The organism is Paenarthrobacter sp. NEAU-H11 (assembly GCF_050573415.1).
GTDB lineage: Bacteria > Actinomycetota > Actinomycetes > Actinomycetales > Micrococcaceae > Arthrobacter.
In genome coordinates this window covers 81,025-98,347 of the sequence record NZ_JBNZGA010000010.1, presented here as the reverse complement: position 1 = coordinate 98,347, position 17,323 = coordinate 81,025, and the positions used below count along the sequence as shown (strand labels likewise).

The 17,323-nt window shown below is 68.0% G+C and carries 13 protein-coding genes; 9 read left to right on the top strand and 4 right to left on the bottom strand.

The genetic code is table 11. The features are described 5' to 3' along the window. Positions 1–62: 62 nt before the first annotated feature. Positions 63–899, bottom strand: a complete 837-nt coding sequence (locus ACQ3DC_RS13895; RefSeq protein ID WP_321215072.1) for an alpha/beta fold hydrolase — start codon at positions 897–899, stop codon at positions 63–65. A gap of 88 nt (positions 900–987) precedes the next feature. Next, positions 988–1,656: a TetR/AcrR family transcriptional regulator gene (locus tag ACQ3DC_RS13890; protein ID WP_430752502.1), complete on the bottom strand. Its 669-nt coding sequence runs from the start codon at positions 1,654–1,656 to the stop codon at positions 988–990. Between the two features lie 219 nt (positions 1,657–1,875). On the opposite strand from ACQ3DC_RS13890, the gene ACQ3DC_RS13885 reads away from it, so the two are divergent. The 5 genes from ACQ3DC_RS13885 to atzF all read left to right on the top strand — a co-directional run bounded on the left by ACQ3DC_RS13885 (position 1,876) and on the right by atzF (position 10,635). Beyond that, positions 1,876–3,378, top strand: a complete 1,503-nt coding sequence (locus ACQ3DC_RS13885; protein ID WP_323057843.1) for an amino acid permease — start codon at positions 1,876–1,878, stop codon at positions 3,376–3,378. A gap of 90 nt (positions 3,379–3,468) precedes the next feature. Further along, positions 3,469–4,353, top strand: a complete 885-nt coding sequence (locus tag ACQ3DC_RS13880) for an urea amidolyase associated protein UAAP1 (protein ID WP_430752501.1) — start codon at positions 3,469–3,471, stop codon at positions 4,351–4,353. Further along, positions 4,350–5,027, top strand: coding sequence for an urea amidolyase associated protein UAAP2 (locus ACQ3DC_RS13875; protein ID WP_321215076.1), 678 nt, complete (start codon positions 4,350–4,352; stop codon positions 5,025–5,027). Before ACQ3DC_RS13880 ends, ACQ3DC_RS13875 begins: the two co-directional genes overlap by 4 nt. After that, positions 5,024–8,779 carry an urea carboxylase gene (uca, locus tag ACQ3DC_RS13870; protein ID WP_430752500.1) on the top strand — a complete coding sequence of 1,252 codons (3,756 nt, stop codon included), beginning with the start codon at positions 5,024–5,026 and terminating at the stop codon, positions 8,777–8,779. Before ACQ3DC_RS13875 ends, uca begins: the two co-directional genes overlap by 4 nt. Next, on the top strand, positions 8,776–10,635 hold the full coding sequence (gene atzF, locus ACQ3DC_RS13865) for an allophanate hydrolase (RefSeq protein ID WP_430752499.1): 1,860 nt from the start codon (positions 8,776–8,778) through the stop codon (positions 10,633–10,635). Before uca ends, atzF begins: the two co-directional genes overlap by 4 nt. Here the strand turns inward: atzF and ACQ3DC_RS13860 are convergent. Next, a complete protein-coding gene (locus ACQ3DC_RS13860; protein ID WP_430752498.1) occupies positions 10,632–11,486 on the bottom strand; it encodes an alpha/beta fold hydrolase in 855 nt (284 codons plus the stop codon). The genes atzF and ACQ3DC_RS13860 overlap by 4 nt on opposite strands. A gap of 73 nt (positions 11,487–11,559) precedes the next feature. Here ACQ3DC_RS13860 and lysS point away from each other — a divergent pair, with 73 nt between their 5' ends. The 3 genes from lysS to ACQ3DC_RS13845 all read left to right on the top strand — a co-directional run bounded on the left by lysS (position 11,560) and on the right by ACQ3DC_RS13845 (position 13,736). After that, positions 11,560–13,092 carry a lysine--tRNA ligase gene (gene lysS, locus ACQ3DC_RS13855; RefSeq protein WP_321215080.1) on the top strand — a complete coding sequence of 511 codons (1,533 nt, stop codon included), beginning with the start codon at positions 11,560–11,562 and terminating at the stop codon, positions 13,090–13,092. A 2-nt stretch (positions 13,093–13,094) separates the two neighbouring features. Then, complete coding sequence (locus ACQ3DC_RS13850) at positions 13,095–13,271, top strand: hypothetical protein (protein ID WP_421092878.1); 177 nt, start codon at positions 13,095–13,097, stop codon at positions 13,269–13,271. A gap of 135 nt (positions 13,272–13,406) precedes the next feature. Next, positions 13,407–13,736, top strand: a complete 330-nt coding sequence (locus ACQ3DC_RS13845; protein WP_157239706.1) for a histone-like nucleoid-structuring protein Lsr2 — start codon at positions 13,407–13,409, stop codon at positions 13,734–13,736. A gap of 100 nt (positions 13,737–13,836) precedes the next feature. On the opposite strand, the gene ACQ3DC_RS13840 is transcribed toward ACQ3DC_RS13845, so the two are convergent. Beyond that, positions 13,837–14,454, bottom strand: coding sequence for a hypothetical protein (locus tag ACQ3DC_RS13840; protein ID WP_157239704.1), 618 nt, complete (start codon positions 14,452–14,454; stop codon positions 13,837–13,839). A gap of 130 nt (positions 14,455–14,584) precedes the next feature. Between ACQ3DC_RS13840 and ACQ3DC_RS13835 the strand changes: the two genes are divergently transcribed. Then, positions 14,585–17,077 (top strand): ATP-dependent Clp protease ATP-binding subunit, encoded by a 2,493-nt coding sequence (locus ACQ3DC_RS13835; protein ID WP_157239703.1) that lies wholly within the window; start codon positions 14,585–14,587, stop codon positions 17,075–17,077. The last annotated feature ends 246 nt before the right edge of the window (positions 17,078–17,323 follow it).

The window sequence follows — 17,323 nt, the reverse complement described above, 5'->3', positions numbered from 1 at the left end:
ACTGAGTAGCGCCAAGTGTCGTTTTGACCGCTCAAAACGACACTTGGCGCTACCTACTTGGGCTAGCCGGCGAAGAAGTCCGCGAGCACCTTGATGAGCCTGTCCGGGGCCTTGATGACGCCGTCGTGGCCCAGGCCCGGGAGGATCGTGTAGCTGGAGCCGGAGAGGACGTCGTGGATCTGGCCGCAGGCCACGCCGAAGTACGCCGGGCTCTTTTCGCCCACCACGATCAGGGTTTCCAGCGGCAGCGCCAGGAACGGCTCGGCCGGCATGTCCGCCGCGATGATGGCCTTGATTTCCCGGACGCCGGTGCGCATCAGCTCGCGCTGCTGCCTGCCCTCGGTGGTGCCGGCCGTGAGCTTGTTGGCGAGCGTCAGCATCGAGAGCGGCATGCGGGACGAAAACGAGCCCCCGGCTTCAAGCCCGCGCTGCAGGACGGCGAGGGCGCGGTCATCGTCGCCGGCGGCAGCTGCCCGCTCGTACTCGGCCGTCCAGTCAGCCTTGACGCTGTGGTTCACGGAGACCGCGGGGTCGTACACGGCCAGCCGCTCCACCGGCAGGGTCCGCGCCGCGTGCAGGGCAACGGCCCCGCCGAAGCTGTGGCCGAAGACGTCCGTGCTCGCGGTGTGTTTCATGACCGTGTCCAGGTCGCGGATGTCCACGTCCAGCGTGTAGTCCTCCGGCTGGGGCGATGACGAACCGCGGCCGCGCCGGTTGAACGTGTGCACCGGACGGCCCAGGGCCGCGCTGAGCTTCTGCGCAAACTTCGTGTAGTCCGCTGCGGTCACCATGGAAGGCGGGACAATAACAACGCCCGAACCGGCGGAAGCGAGTTCCGTGCCCGTGGAGAAGAGCTCCAGCGTGCCGCCGTCGGGGGTCCTGATGTTCTCACGCGTCATGTTCCGAGCCTAGCTGAGCAACCTGAAGGCAAGCATCACGCGCGCTGCACCCCTGGAGACATTTTCGCCTCAGCCTGCGCCGGGATGGTCAGCCCAGTTGTCCTATGAGCACTGCGCTCTGCTCCCGGATGGCAGGGAGTTCTTCGGCCAGCCCGCAGAGGATGAGCCCCGCGTCGGCCGCCTGGAGCGGAGATTCCGATGTTGCCAGTCCGTCTGCCCGCAGGTTGACCAGGGATTCGACGAGGCGGAACGCCAGGTCTCCCGGGTTCCCCGAAGCTGCGGCAGGACCCGCCGGGGACACGGCCGCGCAAAGTTCCCCGTACAGGTTCCGCAGTTCCTGCCGGTCCGCCAGGAACCGCGCGAACCGGCCGCCGCGGGTTTCGGGCAGGTGGTACAGGATTCCGAGGTTCCAGCGGGAGCTGCACAGTTGCGTGCCGTCATAAAGGGCGACGGCGTGAAGCCGGCTTCCCGGTGTCCCCTCACCGGGGGGCAGGTCGGCCACCGCGCGGGCAAACTTCAGCCCGCCCAGCACGGTCCCCTCCAGCAGGTCCTCGAGGATGTCGTCCTTGGTTTTGAAGTGGTGGTACAGGGACGACTGCCTGATCCCCACAGCGTCGGCAATGGACCGGGTGGAGGTGTTGGCGAAGCCGTGCGTCGTGAAAAGCTCGGCCGCCGCATCCAGGATTTCGTCCCGGGCAGTCGCCCCTGGCCTGGAGGGCTGTTGGCTGCGGGGGCGTCCCGGTCCGGCTGAAGTCACGGCATCATTCTTGCACCCGGGCGGGCACGCCTTCGCCACCCCGGGCGGAGGTGAGGAGGCGGAAATACCGTGGAAACAAGATGTCCATGCGCCTTTTACAGAGGCGAAACTCGTTGGGGACATCGCGCTGGAAAACTATCAAGTGACCGGTATTCCGCAGCTTTCGGCCGAGTGCTGCAGAACCGGCGGCCCCCGCCATTCCAGCCCCCGGAGAATCCGATGACCTCAACCATTGCTCCCGCCGTCCACGCGGACGACGCGGATCTGACGTCCCTTGGCTACGAACCCACCCTCCACCGGAAACTCGGCCGCTACGCTTCCTTTGCCGCCGGCTTTTCCTTCGTCTCGATCCTGACCACCATCTTCCAGCTGTTCGCCTTCGGCTACTCGTTCGCGGGGCCGGCCTTCTTCTGGACCTGGCCGGTGGTACTGGTGGGCCAGCTCCTCGTTGCCCTCAACTTCGCGGAACTCGCCGCCCGCTACCCGCTGTCCGGAGCCGTGTACCAGTGGGCCCGCCGCGTCGGGGGAGAGGGAGTGGGCTGGTTCGCCGGCTGGTTCATGGCCATTGCCCAGGTGGTGACAGCCGCCGCCGCCGCGATCGCCCTGCAGGTGGTGCTGCCCCAGCTCTGGGACGGCTTCCAGATAGTTGGCGGTGACCCCGCGCTCAACACCGTCAGCGGAGCGGCCAACGCCGTCATCCTCGGTGCCGTCCTCCTGGTGGCCACCACCATCATCAACTCGCTCGGCGTCAAGCTGATGGCCCACGTCAACTCGGTGGGCGTCACCTGCGAGATCGTCGGCGTCGTGGCCGTCATCCTCGCCCTCATCAGCGCAGCCCAGCGCGGACCTGAGGTTGTTGCGGACACCACGGTGCTCCAGACGTCCGAACTCGGCGCCGTGGGAGCCTTCCTGGTGTCCGGCCTGATGGCCGCCTACGTGATGGTGGGCTTCAACTCCGCCGGCGAACTCTCGGAAGAAACCAAGGACCCGCGCCGGACAGCGCCGCGCACCATTCTTTCCGCCCTGCTCATCTCGGGCATCGGCGGCGCCCTGATGATCATCACGGCCCTGATGGCCGCGCCAAGCCTCGACGACGGCCGCCTTGCCACCGAGGGCCTGCCCTACGTCCTCACCGCCGTCCTGGGCACGTTCTGGGGCAAGGTCCTGCTGGTGGACGTGGCCATCGCCATCTTCGTCTGCACCCTGGCCATCCAGACCGCCGGTTCCCGGCTGGTGTTCTCCATGGCCCGCGACGGCAAGCTGCCCGCGTCCGCCCTGCTGTCGACAGTCCACCCCACCCGGGGTACGCCCATGTGGCCGTCGATCGCCATCGGCGCCCTGGCCGTCGGCGTCCTTGCCATCAACGTTGGCAACGCCGCCCTGTTCACCACCCTCTGCAGCGTCTGCATCGTCATGGTCTACATCGCCTACCTCCTGGTCACCGTGCCGCAGCTCGTCAACAGGCTCCGCGGCGACTGGAACCGGGTGGGGCAGGCGCTGCCTGAAGGACTGTTCTCGCTGGGCCGCTGGGGACTCCCGGTGAACATCCTCGCCGTCCTCTACGGCGCCGTCATGGTGGTCAACCTTGCCTGGCCGCGTCCGGAGGTCTACGACCCCTCCGGCGAAAACGGACTCCTCCTTTACTCAGCGCCGCTGATGGTCGCCGTCGTCCTGCTCCTGGGGATGTGGGTCCGACGCCGGAACCTGGCTTCGAAGGCCTGACGCACCGGAGCTCCACCCCGGCTTGCGGAACAACAGCTCCGGGAACAACCACGCGCAACGAACCGCGCTCCAGAACAACACGGGATAGACATGACTCAAGTAACCGAAAGCCCGGCATCGGCCGGCACCGCCACCACGGCAGGCGCCCGCGCCCATGCCAGGGAGCAGCACGGCAGGACCGTTGACACGATGCGGTTTGTGCCCGCCGCCTCCGCGCCCGACCGCCTGACCGCCGGCCTCACCGGGGACGCCGCCGCCCAGCCCACCTGGGCCGAATCCCTCGCCTTCGGGCGCTACACCACCATGACCCTGGCCCGGGGCACCAGGATCAGGCTCACGGACACCTCCGGCGACGCCTGCGTGCACGCCCTCCTCTACCGCGCCGGAGCCCTGCACGAGCGGCTCAACATCGCGGACACCGTCAAGGTGCCCTGGCAGGCCTACCCCTCAGCAGGCCACCCGCTGCTTTCCGACGCCGGCCGCCTGATGGCCACGATCGTCGCCGACGCCTCCTCCCGCCACGACGCCCTGACGGGCGCCACCACCCTGGCAGGCAACACGGCACGGTACGGTGCGGGCACCGCCCACAGTGCGTCCCCTGCCGCCCGCGAGCTGCTTACCCTTGGAGCGCTCAAGAACGGGCTTGGCCCGCGTGACGTGGCGCCGTCGCTGACCCTCTTCAAGGGCATCACCGTGGACCCCGCCGGCAGCATCACCTTCACCGGGAGCGCCGGGCCGGGCGCCGCCGTCGAACTCCTGCTCCACCTGGACACCGTGCTGGTACTGGCCAACACCGCCCACCCCCTGGACCCGCGCCCTGACTTCACCGGGACTGCCGTCGACATCGTGGCCTGGCATGCGCCGCTGGACCTGGCGGCACTGGAATCCGGAGCACTCACCGGTCCCCTGGCTCCCGAACACCTGCAGGCACTGCACAACACCGAACACGATCTGACCGCGAGGAACGCCCGATGAACACCGCCACCTCCGCCGCTCCCGCAGCAGGCGCCCGCGACATTGCCCTGGCTCCCGGCGACGTGGTCCTCGACGAGCTCGTCGAGGCCCGCGGCCCCTGGTCCGCCGTCGTCTCCGCCGGCGACGTGCTGACCATTGTGGACCTGGAAGGCAACCAGGCCGTGGACTGCCTGCTGTACGCGGCGGACGACACCTCCGTGCGGTACTCCGCCGCCGTCACCATTGCGCAGCAGCAGTCGATTGTCCTGACCACGGGTTCCGTCCTGCGTGCGGAAACCGGCGCGCCCCTGATGACAGTCGTCGCAGACGAGGTGGGCGTTCATGACACCATCGGCGGCGCCTGCTCACAGGAATCCAACACCCTCCGCTATGGCCAGCACACCCGCGAACAGCACGCCTGCGTGGAGAACTTCCTGATCGAGGGCTCGCGCTGGGGCCTGGGCAAACGGGACCTGGTGTCCAACATCAACTGGTTCATGAACGTCCCGGTGGACCCGGACGGCGCCCTGGGCATCGTGGACGGGCTGTCCGCGCCCGGGAAGCGCGTGGCGCTGCGGGCCGAGGTGGACACCCTGGTACTGGTGTCCAACTGCCCGCAGGTCAACAACCCCTGCAACGGCTTCAACCCCACCCCTGTCCGCATGATCGTCACCCGGCCGGAGGCTGCGCTGTGAACTCCATTGACACGTCGAACACCTTCGACACCCTCCTGATCGCCAACCGCGGCGAAATCGCCTGCCGCATCATCGAATCCGCGAAGAAGCTGGGACTGCGCACCGTTGCCGTCTTCTCCGAGGCGGACCGCGGCGCCAAGCACGTCCGGCTCGCCGACGAGGCTGTACTGCTGGGGCCCGCGCCGGCCAAGGAGTCCTACCTCCGGGTGGACGCCATCCTGGCGGCGGCAAAGGAAACCGGCGCCGGCGCCATCCATCCCGGCTACGGCTTCCTCTCCGAGGACGCCGCCTTCGCCGAGGCCGTGGAAGCGGCGGGACTGGTCTTCGTGGGCCCCACCGCCGAGCAGCTGCGCATCTTCGGCACCAAGCACACAGCGCGCGACGCCGCCCGGGCAGCCGGGGTGCCGATGATCGCCGGTTCAGGGCTGCTTGGGGACGTGGACGACGCCGTTGCGGCCAGCACCGCGATTGGCTTCCCGCTGATGCTCAAGGCCACCGGAGGTGGCGGCGGGATCGGCATGACGGTCTGCCGCAACGAGGCCGAGCTCGTGGACAGCTTCCCCCGCGTGGCCCGCCTGGCCGGGGCCAGCTTTGGCACCGCAGGGGTTTTCGCCGAGCGGTACGTGGAGAACGCCCGGCACGTCGAGGTGCAGATCTTTGGCGACGGCGAGGGCCGTGTGGTCAGCCTGGGCGACCGCGACTGCTCCCTGCAGCGCCGCCACCAGAAAGTCCTCGAGGAGGCACCCGCACCCGACCTCCCGGACGAACTGCGCGAAGAACTGCACCGCAGCTCCCGGGCCCTCTGCGCCTCCCTCAACTACCGCTCGGCCGGCACGGTCGAGTTCGTCTACGACTCCGCCCGCAAGGAAGCGTCCTTCCTGGAAGTGAACGCCCGGCTCCAGGTGGAGCACCCCGTCACCGAAGCCGTCACCGGGGTGGACCTGGTGGAATGGATGCTCCGCCTGGCCCAGGGCGGCGGCGAAGCCGCCACCGTCCTTGAAGGAGTGCCGGACAGCCTGCCCGTGACCGGCCACGCCGTGGAAGCGCGCGTGTATGCCGAGGATCCGGCCCGCGGCTTCCAGCCCAGCGCCGGAACCGTCACCAACGCCGCCTACCCCGCAACGGCGGACGTCCGGGTGGACGCCTGGGCCGAAACGGGCACCGAAGTGTCCACCAACTACGATCCGCTCCTGGGCAAGATCATCACCTCCGGCACTGACCGCACCGGAGCTTTCGACCGGCTGGCCGCCGCGCTCGCCGGCACCAGGATCGACGGCATCGAGACCAACTTAGGGCTGCTCCGCGCCGCCACCGCCCTGGACGTGGTCCGCAGCGTCGAGCACTCCACGAGCACCCTGGACAACGTGGGCGACCCCGAACCGCGCATCACCGTGGGCCGCCCCGGGCTGCAGACCAGCGTGCAGGACTGGCCCGGCCGGACCGGACTGTGGCAGATCGGCGTCCCGCCGAGCGGGCCCATGGACGACCTGTCCTTCCGGCTCGGCAACACCGCCCTGGGCAACCCGGAAGGTGCGCCCGGCCTGGAATTCACCATGACCGGCCCCAGCCTGGCCTTCACGCACGCCACCACTGTCTGCGTCACCGGCGCGGAGGTGGCAGTGACGGTTGACGGGCAGGAGGTGCCCGCCTGGACGCCGGTGACGGTCCCCGCGGGAGGAACGCTCGACGTCGGCACGGCCGGCGGCAAAGGCCTGCGCGGCTACATCCTGTTCCAGGGCGGCCTGGACATTCCGCAGTACCTGGGCAGCGCCTCCACCTTCACGCTCGGCCAGTTCGGCGGGCACGCCGGACGGGTCCTGCGCGCCGGCGACGTGCTTCGCGCCGTTGCCCCGTCCGCCGGCGCACCTGAAGAAGCCCCCGCAGCAGCAGTGCCCCTCGACAGCCGTCCCGCCCTTAGCTCCACTTGGGAACTCGCCGTGACGGAAGGCCCGCACGGTGCCCCGGAGTTCTTCCAGCGCGAAGACATCGAAGAGCTGTATGCATCCGAGTACGAGGTCCACTTCAACTCCGCCCGCACCGGCGTCCGGCTGACCGGCCCCAAGCCGCGCTGGGCCAGGACCGACGGCGGCGAGGCCGGACTGCACCCGTCCAACATCCATGACACCGCGTACTCGGTGGGTGCCCTGGACTTCACCGGCGACACCCCCATCCTGCTCGGCCCGGACGGCCCCAGCCTGGGCGGGTTCGTCTGCCCGGTCACCGTGGTGACCGCCGACCGCTGGAAGCTCGGCCAGCTCCGGCCGGGGGACAAGGTCCGGTTCGTTCCCGTCCGCGTCAGCCAGGCGCCGTCGGCCAGGGACCTCGGCCCCGGCCGGCAGCTGGTGCTGCCCGGCGACGCCGGCTGGTCCGGGGACCTGTCGAAGGCCACTGCCGCTGCCGCCAGCCTGCCTGCCCCGCGCGGGGATGGCGACGACGGCGTGCTGGGCCGGGTGCCGGAAGGTCCCGGCCGTCCCGCGGTCACCTACCGCCGCTCCGGCGACGACAACCTGCTTGTGGAGTACGGCGAAATGGTCCTGGACCTCGGCCTCCGCGCCCGGGTGCACGCCCTGCACCAGCACCTCGAACAGCTCCGCGTTCCGGGCATCGTGGACCTCACCCCGGGCATCCGCTCCCTGCAGGTCAAGGTGGATCCCGCGGTCCTGTCCACGAAGCGCCTGCTGGGACTGGTCCGGGAGATCGAGGCGGCACTGCCGGCGAGTTCCGAGCTGGTGGTTCCCAGCCGCACCGTCCGGCTGCCGCTGTCCTGGGACGACCCCGCCACCCGCGAGGCAATCGAACGCTACATGGCGGGCGTCCGCGACGACGCCCCCTGGTGCCCCTGGAACATCGAATTCATCCGGCGGATCAACGGCCTGGACTCGGTCAATGACGTCTTCGACACTGTGTTCAACGCCGAGTACCTGGTCCTCGGGCTGGGCGACGTCTACCTTGGCGCCCCGGTGGCCACGCCGCTGGATCCCCGGCACCGCCTGGTCACCACCAAGTACAACCCCGCCCGCACCTGGACCCCGGAAAACGCGGTGGGCATCGGCGGCGCGTACATGTGCATCTACGGCATGGAAGGACCTGGCGGCTACCAGTTCGTAGGCCGCACCACCCAGGTCTGGTCGCGCTACGCGGAGTCCGCCCCGTTCGAGCCCGGTTCGCCGTGGCTGCTGCGCTTCTTCGACCGGATCTCCTGGTACCCGGTCAGCCCCGAGGAACTCCTGGATCTCCGCGCGGACATGGCCGCCGGCCGCGGCCGCGGAGTGGAGATCGAGGACGGAACCTTTTCGCTGGCCGAGCACGAGGTGTTCCTCGAGGAAAACCGAGAGTCCATCGCGGCGTTCCGGGAAAAGCAGGGCGAGGCATTCGCCGTGGAACGGCAGGCATGGGCCGACGCCGGCGAGTTCGACCGCGCCGACGCCCTGGCCGCTGTCATCTCACCGGTGGCAGATGAGGTGACTGTTCCCGACGGCGGGTCCCTCGTGGCCGCGCCGTTCGCCGCGAGCGTCTGGAAGGTTGACGTGGCGGAAGGCGACCGGGTGGTGCAGGGCCAGGCGCTGGTCTCGCTGGAGGCGATGAAAATGGAAACCGTCCTGGAAGCTCCCTGTGACGGCGTTGTGCTCCGCGTCCTGCCGGCCGCCGGTTCGCAGGTGATGGCGGGAGAGGCAGTGGTGGTCCTCGGCAGCGCGGATGCGGAGTCCGTGTCCGTTGCCGAAGCGCAGGAACTGGAAGAGGCAACAGTATGAGCACCGTAACCACCGGCCCGGCCGGCACGCGGGTCAAGGCGGCGCTGGCCGCGCTGGATGCAGTGGACCGTCCGGAAATCTGGATCACCCTGCGCAGTGCGGATGACCTCCTGGCGGAGGCCGCCGCCATCGACACGGCGGTGTCGGGTGGAGCCCGACTGCCGCTGGCCGGGCTCCTGCTCGCCGTCAAGAACAACGTTGACGTCGCGGGAATCCCCACGACGGCCGCATGCCCCGGCTTCGCCTACCTGCCGGAGAAGGACGCCGAAGCGGTGGCCCGCCTCCGTGCCGGCGGCGCCCTGGTGCTGGGCGCCACCAACCTGGACCAGTTCGCCACCGGCCTGGTGGGCACCCGCAGCCCGCACGGGGCGGTCCGGGATTCCCGCCGACCGGACTACATTTCCGGCGGCTCCAGCTCCGGCTCGGCAGTCGCTGTGGCCCTTGGCCTGGCGGATATCGCCATCGGAACGGACACCGCCGGGTCGGGCCGCGTGCCCGCCGGGCTGCAGGGGATCGTGGGCATCAAGCCGACGCTGGATGTTGTGTCCACCGCCGGCGTCGTGCCCGCATGCCGGTCCTGGGACGCCGTCACCATCTTCGCCCGCCACCTCTCGACGGCGGAGCTCGCCATGGGCGTGATGGCGGGAGGAGCCCGGTCCTGGCCGGCGGACATCCGGCTGGCGGCACCGGAAAAGCCGCGGGTCGCCTATCCCGCAACCCTGCCGGCGCTGCCGGAGGCCTGGGCAGCCGAATTCCACCGCAATGTGGACCGGCTCAAGGGACTGGGCGTGGAGGCGGAGGCGATCGAATTCGATGCCTTCCTCGAGGCCGCCCGGCTGCTGTACGACGGCGGGCTGGTGGCTGAGCGCCACGCCGCTGTCGGCAGTTTCCTGGCGACGTACGACGGCGGCGCGCACAGCCAGGCGGGCATCGACCCCACCGTGGAACGCATCATCCGGGCGGCCGGCAGCGTGCCCGCCCACCGGTACGTGGCTGACACGGCCAAGCTGGAAGCGTTGAAGCAGCAGGCGATGGCACGGCTGGAAGGGTTTGACGCCCTGCTGATCCCCACCGCCCCGTTCCACCCCACCCTTGCCGACGTGGCCGCGGACCCGGTGGGAGTGAACTCGCTGATGGGGACGTACACGAACTTCTGCAACCTGTTTGACCTCAGCGCTGTTGCGGTGCCGGCCGGCACGGTGGACGGCGCGCAGTTCGGGCTGACCGTGGTGGCACGGACGTTCGAGGACGCCGTTGCCGCGGACATCGCCCGGCTCCTCGAGGTGACCCCCGAAGCGCCTGCCCTCTTCGCTCGTGCCCTTCACGAGCCTGGCGCGGCGCCGGCGGCTGCCGGCGAAGCTGCCCACCCGTCGTCGTCCGTTCCCTGGCCGGTGGCCGCAGGCGCAACCGCCGTGCCGCTGGTGGTGGTCGGCGCGCACCGGAAGGGGCAGCCCCTGGCCCGCCAGCTGGAGGAGCTCGGCGCCGCCTGGGACGGCCCCGTCCGCACCGCGGCCCGCTACCGGATGGTGTCCCTGGACACCGAACCGCCGAAGCCAGGGGTGTACCGTGCGGAGGACGGCGGAGCCGAGCTTGTGGGGGAACGGTGGCTCGTGTCCCAAGCCGGACTTGGGGCGTTCCTGGCTGCCCTGCCAGAACCCATGCTGCTCGGATCAATCCAACTGGCCGACGGTTCCCGGGCTGTGGGGTTCGCCTGCGATGCGGTGGCCGCCGCACAGGGGGAGGACATCACGCTCTACGGCGACTGGCTGGCCGCCAAGGACCATCTGTCCCGTCCCAAGGGCGTGGGGCAGGACCTCGGGGACGTCGCGCTGGCAGGGTCCAGCCGCGGTGCCTAGCCCTTGAAGTACGTGGAAATGTCGGTGACCAGTTCGTCCACGGCAGCCGGGATGGAACCGTGGAAGCACTTGGGGGAGAGCTCGTAGGTGCTGCCGGGGACCGCAGCGTGCAGCCGCTCGGCCGTTGCCTTGTAATAGCCGGGACTCTTGCCGCCCGCCATGAAGTGGGTGTTGGCAGGAAGCACGCTGAAGTCCCTGGCATGGTCCGCCTCCTTGTAGGCGGCCCGGAGCTCGCCCACCCCGCTGGGCATGACTTCCTGGAACATCCGGTTCACCTTGGTCCGCGACAGCACGGCCATCAGCCCGGCAAGGACGGGCTCGGGGATCCTCGCCAAAGCCGAACCCGGTTTGGTGGCCTTCTTCATATGGGCCAGGGCATGGCCCACCCTGCCGTAGTTCACGGCGTCCTCGAACCCGTCCAGCCAGCCTGTGTCGATGCTGCCGTCGATGTTCACGGCGGCGTCGTACACCGCAAGCTTGTCCGGCACGTACGCGGTGCCGGTGAACTCCTGGACCGCGTTGAGGGCCACGGATCCGCCCAGGCTGTGGCCCAGGATGTTCCTAGCGCCCGTGGCGTCCAGGACCGTGCGCACATCCGCGATCTCGGTGGCCATGGAGTAGTCCGCTGGCTGTTCCGACGAGCTTCCGCGCCCGCGGCGGTCATACACGTCAACGGCCCACCTGTCACCGAGGCCCTTCGCCAGGGCCACGGAAAAGGGCCGATAGATCAGGGCGGTGAGGAAGGCCCCGCCGATCAGCAGCACCCGGCGTTCTCCCGGCGCATCTTCGGTGCCGTAGCTGTACAAAGCCAGCCGGCCGCCGTCGTGCGTTGGAAGTACCTGTTCTTTCACCACCCCATCCTAGGCAGGCGCCTGCGGGCAGCCGCGAAGCCGGGCTGTCCAACTCCCGGTAAACTTGGGGATTGTGACTTCCCAAAACACCCCCGCGCCCAAGAACGCCCCAGAGCCCCTCGACGCCAGCGAGCAGATGCGGATCCGCATGGAGAAGCGCGCCAAACTGATCGAGCGCGGCACCGAGGCGTACCCGGTGGGGGTGGAGCGGACGCACTCCCTCGCCGAAATCCGCGAGAAGTACGCCCACCTTGAGGCGGACGACACCACGGGGGACACCGTGGGAGTCACCGGCCGCGTGGTGTTTATCCGCAACACCGGCAAGCTGTGCTTCGCCACCCTCCAGGAGGGCGGCACTGACGGCAAGGGAACCCGGCTCCAGGCCATGCTGAGCCTCGCCAACGTCGGCGAAGAGGCGCTCGCGGACTGGAAGGCCCTGGTTGACCTCGGCGACCACGTGTTCATCAAGGGCGAGGTCATCTCCTCCCGCCGCGGCGAACTGTCCGTCATGGCAGAGTCCTGGTCCATGGCCTCCAAGGCGCTCCGCCCGCTGCCTGTGCTGCACGCGGAACTGAACGAAGAGACCCGTGTCCGCCAGCGGTACGTGGACCTGATGGTCCGCGACGAAGCCCGCGAAATGGTCTACACCCGCGCCGCCATCACCCGCTCCATCCGCGAAACACTCTTCCGCCACAGCTACGTGGAGGTGGAGACCCCCATCCTCAACCTGGTCCACGGCGGCGCGCTGGCGCGTCCGTTCGAGACCCACATGAACGCCTTCGACCAGAAGATGACGCTGCGCATCGCCACCGAGCTCTACCTCAAGCGCGCTGTGGTGGGCGGGATCGACCGCGTCTACGACATGGGCCGCGTGTTCCGCAACGAGGGCGTGGACTCCACCCACAGCCCGGAGTTCACCACCCTTGAGTGCTACGAGGCGTGGGCTGACCAGTTCGTGATGGCCGAACGCATCAAGGAGATCATCCTCGACGCCGCCGACGCCGTGGGTGCCGGACGTGTCCTCCAGACGGACGCCGGGGAGATCAACCTCGACGGCGAGTGGGCCTGGCTTGCCGTGTACCCGGGGCTTTCCGACGCCGTTGGCCAGGAAGTCACGCCGGATACTCCGCTGGAGGTGCTCCGCGACATCGCCGCAAAGCACGAGGTCAAGGTGGACCCGAAGTGGGATGCCGAGAAGCTCGCTGTTGAGTTGTTCGGCGAGATCGTGGAGCCCACGCTGCTGAACCCCACCTTCGTCTACGATTACCCGCCGTCCGCCCAGCCGCTGGCCCGTCCGCACCGCGAGGACGGCCGCCTGATCGAAGCCTGGGACCTCATCATCGGCGGAATGGAACGCGGCACCGCCTTCTCCGAGCTGATTGACCCCGTTATCCAGCGCGAACGCCTGACCGAGCAGTCACGCCATGCGGCCGCCGGGGACGACGAGGCAATGCAGCTGGACGAGGACTTCCTGCGTGCCCTTGAGTACGGTGCTCCGCCGATGGGCGGAATCGGACTGGGGATCGACCGGCTCGTCATGCTGTTCACGGGCGCCGGAATCCGCGAAACGATTCTGTTCCCGTTGCTCAAGCCGGAAGGCCACTGACCGTGGAATATGTAGCTGTCCTCCTTCCCTCCGTGGTGGTCGGCCTGCTTTTCTGGTTCGCCATGAAATCGATTTTCAATGCGGACAAAGCGGAACGCCAGGCGGAAGCCCAGGCCCAGGCCGAAGCCGAAGCTAAGGCGGCATCCCCCGCGGACCGGCCGGACCCGGAATCGAATTGATAAACCCCTGGCTTTTCCCTCCAATATCCCCCGGAACCATTTGCCGCTTTGACGCGTTGCCATAAAGGGAGTCATACTTTTAAGGAAACATCCTGCTTTTCTGCACACCGAACCCTTTCCAAAAGGAAGTCTTAAATGGCACAGAAAGTAAACATCATCCTCGTTGATGATCTGGATGGGGGATCCGCAGACGAGAATGTGAAGTTTGGCCTTGACGGGACGAACTACGAGATCGATCTTTCGGCGGCAAACGCCGCTGAACTTCGTTCTTCGCTGGAACGTTTTGTTGCAGCCGCACGGAAAACTTCCGGCGGCCGCCCGGCCCGGGCCAAGGCGGCATCGGGGGGACGCAGCCACGACTCTGCACAGATTAGGCAATGGGCCCGCGAAAACGGCTACACGGTTAACAGCCGCGGCCGAATTCAGGCTGAAATCCAGGAAGCCTACCAAAAGGCCCATTCCTAGTTCGTGCCTCGGATAAAAAGGCCCTGCTTCCCATACGGGAAGCAGGGCCTTTTCCCGTTCCGGGCCTTTGCGTTCCGGGCCGGGAATGGGCGGCTGCCCATTACTCGGGCAGCGACGGTTCATGCGGGTGCCGCGGAGGATTGCCGCGCAGGAAACCTGCGGCGGCAATTTGTTCGGCGACATAGAACACGAACGGCGGGATGTCACCGGTCTTCGCCAGGACCGCCCCGGATCCCAGTGTGGCGAGAGCGACGGCGGCCGCTTCCTTTTCCCTGTCCGGAAGGCTTGCCAGCGCTCCGGACAGGGACCCGAGGGCAAGCACGTGCAGCCACGCGTAGCTGAGGAACGGCCAGCCCGGAAGCCGGCGTGCAGCGAAGCGCTCCAGGTCGGAGGCGCGCAGGGCGAGCTGGGAAACAAACAGGGGCGCCCCCGCGGCAAGGGCGGCGGTGGCTGCGGCCACCAGCGTCCTGGCCCGGCCGGCAGGGAGGGCAAGGGCCAGGCGTGCGAAGGCGGCGGGCATCGCCGCGGTTCCGGCCGCGGCGACGTGCTGTCCCACGATCCATGAGCGCTGCCCTTTGCGGAGCATCGTGAGCCGCCGGGCGGGATCGGGTTCGAGGTAGACGCCGGGCACCGGACTGATGCCCGCAAGCCAGACAATGCCGGCCGCCACGGCAACTTCCGCCGGACGACGGACGCGTTTCAGATCCACCTGCGACATCTCATTACCTCCCTGGACCCCTTCTCAGGATATTCCCGAACCACCACGGTTTCCCCTGTGGCGAACACGCTCCACAACCAGGGGCCAGCCACGTAGCATCAAAGTACGTCGTAGCTAGGAGTGTGGCGAAATGTTTGAGCGATTTACGGACCGTGCCCGTCGCGTAGTTGTGCTTGCCCAAGAAGAGGCACGCATGCTGAACCACAATTACATCGGTACCGAACACATCCTCTTGGGTCTTATCCATGAGGGTGAGGGTGTTGCCGCCAAAGCTCTTGAGTCCTTGAGCATTTCGCTCGACGGCGTTCGCGAGCAGGTGCAGGAGATCATCGGACAGGGCCAGCAGGCGCCGTCCGGCCACATCCCCTTCACGCCCCGTGCCAAGAAGGTGCTGGAGCTCTCGCTGCGCGAAGCCCTCCAGCTGGGCCACAACTACATCGGCACGGAGCACATCCTGCTGGGCCTCATCCGCGAAGGTGAGGGTGTTGCTGCCCAGGTGCTGGTCAAGCTCGGCGCCGACCTGAACCGGGTCCGCCAGCAGGTCATCCAGCTCCTGTCGGGCTACCAGGGCAAGGAGACCACCGGCGCAGGCGTCGGCTCCGGGCAGCCCGAGGGCACGCCTGCAGGGTCTGTGGTCCTGGACCAGTTCGGCCGCAACCTCACCCAGGCTGCGCGCGAGAACAAGCTGGACCCCGTCATCGGGCGCGAGCAGGAGATGGAACGCGTCATGCAGGTCCTCTCCCGCCGCACCAAGAACAACCCGGTCCTGATTGGTGAGCCGGGCGTCGGCAAGACGGCCGTCGTCGAGGGCCTGGCCCAGGCGATTGTCCGCGGCGACGTCCCCGAAACCATCAAGGACAAGCAGCTCTACACCCTGGACCTGGGGTCCCTGGTGGCAGGCTCGCGTTACCGCGGTGACTTCGAAGAGCGCCTGAAGAAGGTCCTCAAGGAGATCCGCACCCGCGGCGACATCATCCTTTTCATCGACGAAATCCACACCCTTGTGGGCGCGGGTGCCGCTGAAGGAGCCATCGACGCCGCTTCCATCCTGAAGCCCATGCTGGCCCGCGGCGAGCTGCAGACCATCGGTGCCACCACGCTGGATGAGTACCGCAAGCACATCGAAAAGGATGCCGCGCTGGAGCGCCGCTTCCAGCCGATCCAGGTCAAGGAACCCTCCGTGGCGCACGCCATCGAGATCCTCAAGGGGCTGCGTGACCGCTACGAGGCGCACCACCGCGTCACCATCACCGACGGCGCCCTGGCCTCTGCTGCGAGCCTCGCCGAGCGCTACATCTCGGACCGCTTCCTGCCGGACAAGGCGATCGACCTGATCGACGAAGCCGGTGCCCGGCTGCGTATCCGCCGCATGACCGCTCCGCCGGAGCTCAAGGCCATGGACGAGCGCATCGCCAAGCTGAAGATGGAAAAGGAGTCCGCGATTGACGCGCAGGACTTCGAAGGTGCCGCCGCGCTCCGCGACAAGGAGCAGAAGATGATTTCCGAGCGCGCGGAGAAGGAGCGCCACTGGAAGTCCGGCGGCATGGACGACATCTCCGAGGTGGATGAGGATCTCATCGCCGAGGTGCTGGCGAACTCCACCGGCATCCCCGTGTTCAAGCTGACCGAGGAGGAGTCCTCGCGCCTGCTGAAGATGGAAGACGAACTGCACAAGCGCGTGGTGGGCCAGAACGAGGCCATCAAGGCCCTCTCCCAGGCCATCCGCCGTACCCGTGCAGGGCTCAAGGACCCTAAGCGCCCCGGCGGCTCGTTCATCTTCGCCGGCCCCACCGGCGTCGGCAAGACCGAGCTGGCCAAGGCACTCGCGGAGTTCCTGTTCGGTGAAGAGGACGCCCTCATCACCCTGGACATGTCCGAGTACTCCGAGAAGCACACCGTCTCGCGGCTCTTTGGTGCCCCTCCGGGCTACGTGGGCTACGAGGAAGGCGGCCAGCTGACCGAGAAGGTCCGCCGCCGTCCGTTCTCCGTGGTGCTGTTCGACGAAGTTGAAAAGGCCCACGCGGACCTCTTCAACTCGCTGCTGCAGATCCTGGAAGACGGCCGCCTGACCGACTCCCAGGGCCGCGTGGTGGACTTCAAGAACACCGTGATCATCATGACCACCAACCTGGGTACCCGGGACATCTCCAAGAGTGTGGCCACCGGCTTCCAGTCCGGCACCGACACGCAGACCGGCTACAACCGCATGCGTGCCCGTGTGACCGAGGAGCTCAAGCAGCACTTCCGCCCCGAGTTCCTGAACCGTGTGGACGACGTCGTGGTGTTCCCGCAGCTCACCCAGGACGAGATCATCGAGATCGTGGACCTGTTCGTCACCCGGCTGGAGAAGCGCCTCAAGGACAAGGACATGGGCATCGAGCTCACCAAGGCCGCCAAGGTGCTCCTCGCAACCCGCGGCTACGATCCCGCCATGGGTGCCCGGCCGCTGCGCCGGACCATCCAGCGCGAGATCGAGGACCAGCTCTCCGAGAAGATCCTGTTCGGCGAGATCCACCCCGGCGACATCGTCGTTGTGGACGTGGAAGGCGAAGGCGACGACGCGAAGTTCACCTTCGCCGGCAACGCCAAGCCGCGCATCCCGGAAATCGCCCCGAGCGTCTAAGCACCAAAAACCGAAGGCCCCGCCAGCTCCCCGAGCAGGCGGGGCCTTCGCTTTGCCCCCGGTCCCGTCAAAGTGTTGGCATCCGGCGGTCACCCGTGGCTAAGTCGCTGCGGCACCGGAGTCATTTGCCGCTTGCTGCTCCTCCGTCGCGTTGACGCAAGCTACACAAATGACCCCGGCCCCTCCGCTTCGCGTGAGGCGCGCCTATGCACGAGGCGACGGACATCAGGCATTTATGTAGGCGCC

Bases quoted from the DNA above. Each gene is read 5' to 3' on its own strand.
- ACQ3DC_RS13875 (WP_321215076.1), top strand. From the start codon at position 4,350: ATGAACACCGCCACCTCCGCCGCTCCCGCAGCAGGCGCCCGCGACATT.
- ACQ3DC_RS13895 (WP_321215072.1), bottom strand. From the start codon at position 899: ATGACGCGTGAGAACATCAGGACCCCCGACGGCGGCACGCTGGAGCTC.
- ACQ3DC_RS13835 (WP_157239703.1), top strand. From the start codon at position 14,585: ATGTTTGAGCGATTTACGGACCGTGCCCGTCGCGTAGTTGTGCTTGCC.
- ACQ3DC_RS13840 (WP_157239704.1), bottom strand. From the start codon at position 14,454: ATGTCGCAGGTGGATCTGAAACGCGTCCGTCGTCCGGCGGAAGTTGCC.
- atzF (WP_430752499.1), top strand. From the start codon at position 8,776: ATGAGCACCGTAACCACCGGCCCGGCCGGCACGCGGGTCAAGGCGGCG.
- ACQ3DC_RS13845 (WP_157239706.1), top strand. From the start codon at position 13,407: ATGGCACAGAAAGTAAACATCATCCTCGTTGATGATCTGGATGGGGGA.
- ACQ3DC_RS13880 (WP_430752501.1), top strand. From the start codon at position 3,469: ATGACTCAAGTAACCGAAAGCCCGGCATCGGCCGGCACCGCCACCACG.
- ACQ3DC_RS13885 (WP_323057843.1), top strand. From the start codon at position 1,876: ATGACCTCAACCATTGCTCCCGCCGTCCACGCGGACGACGCGGATCTG.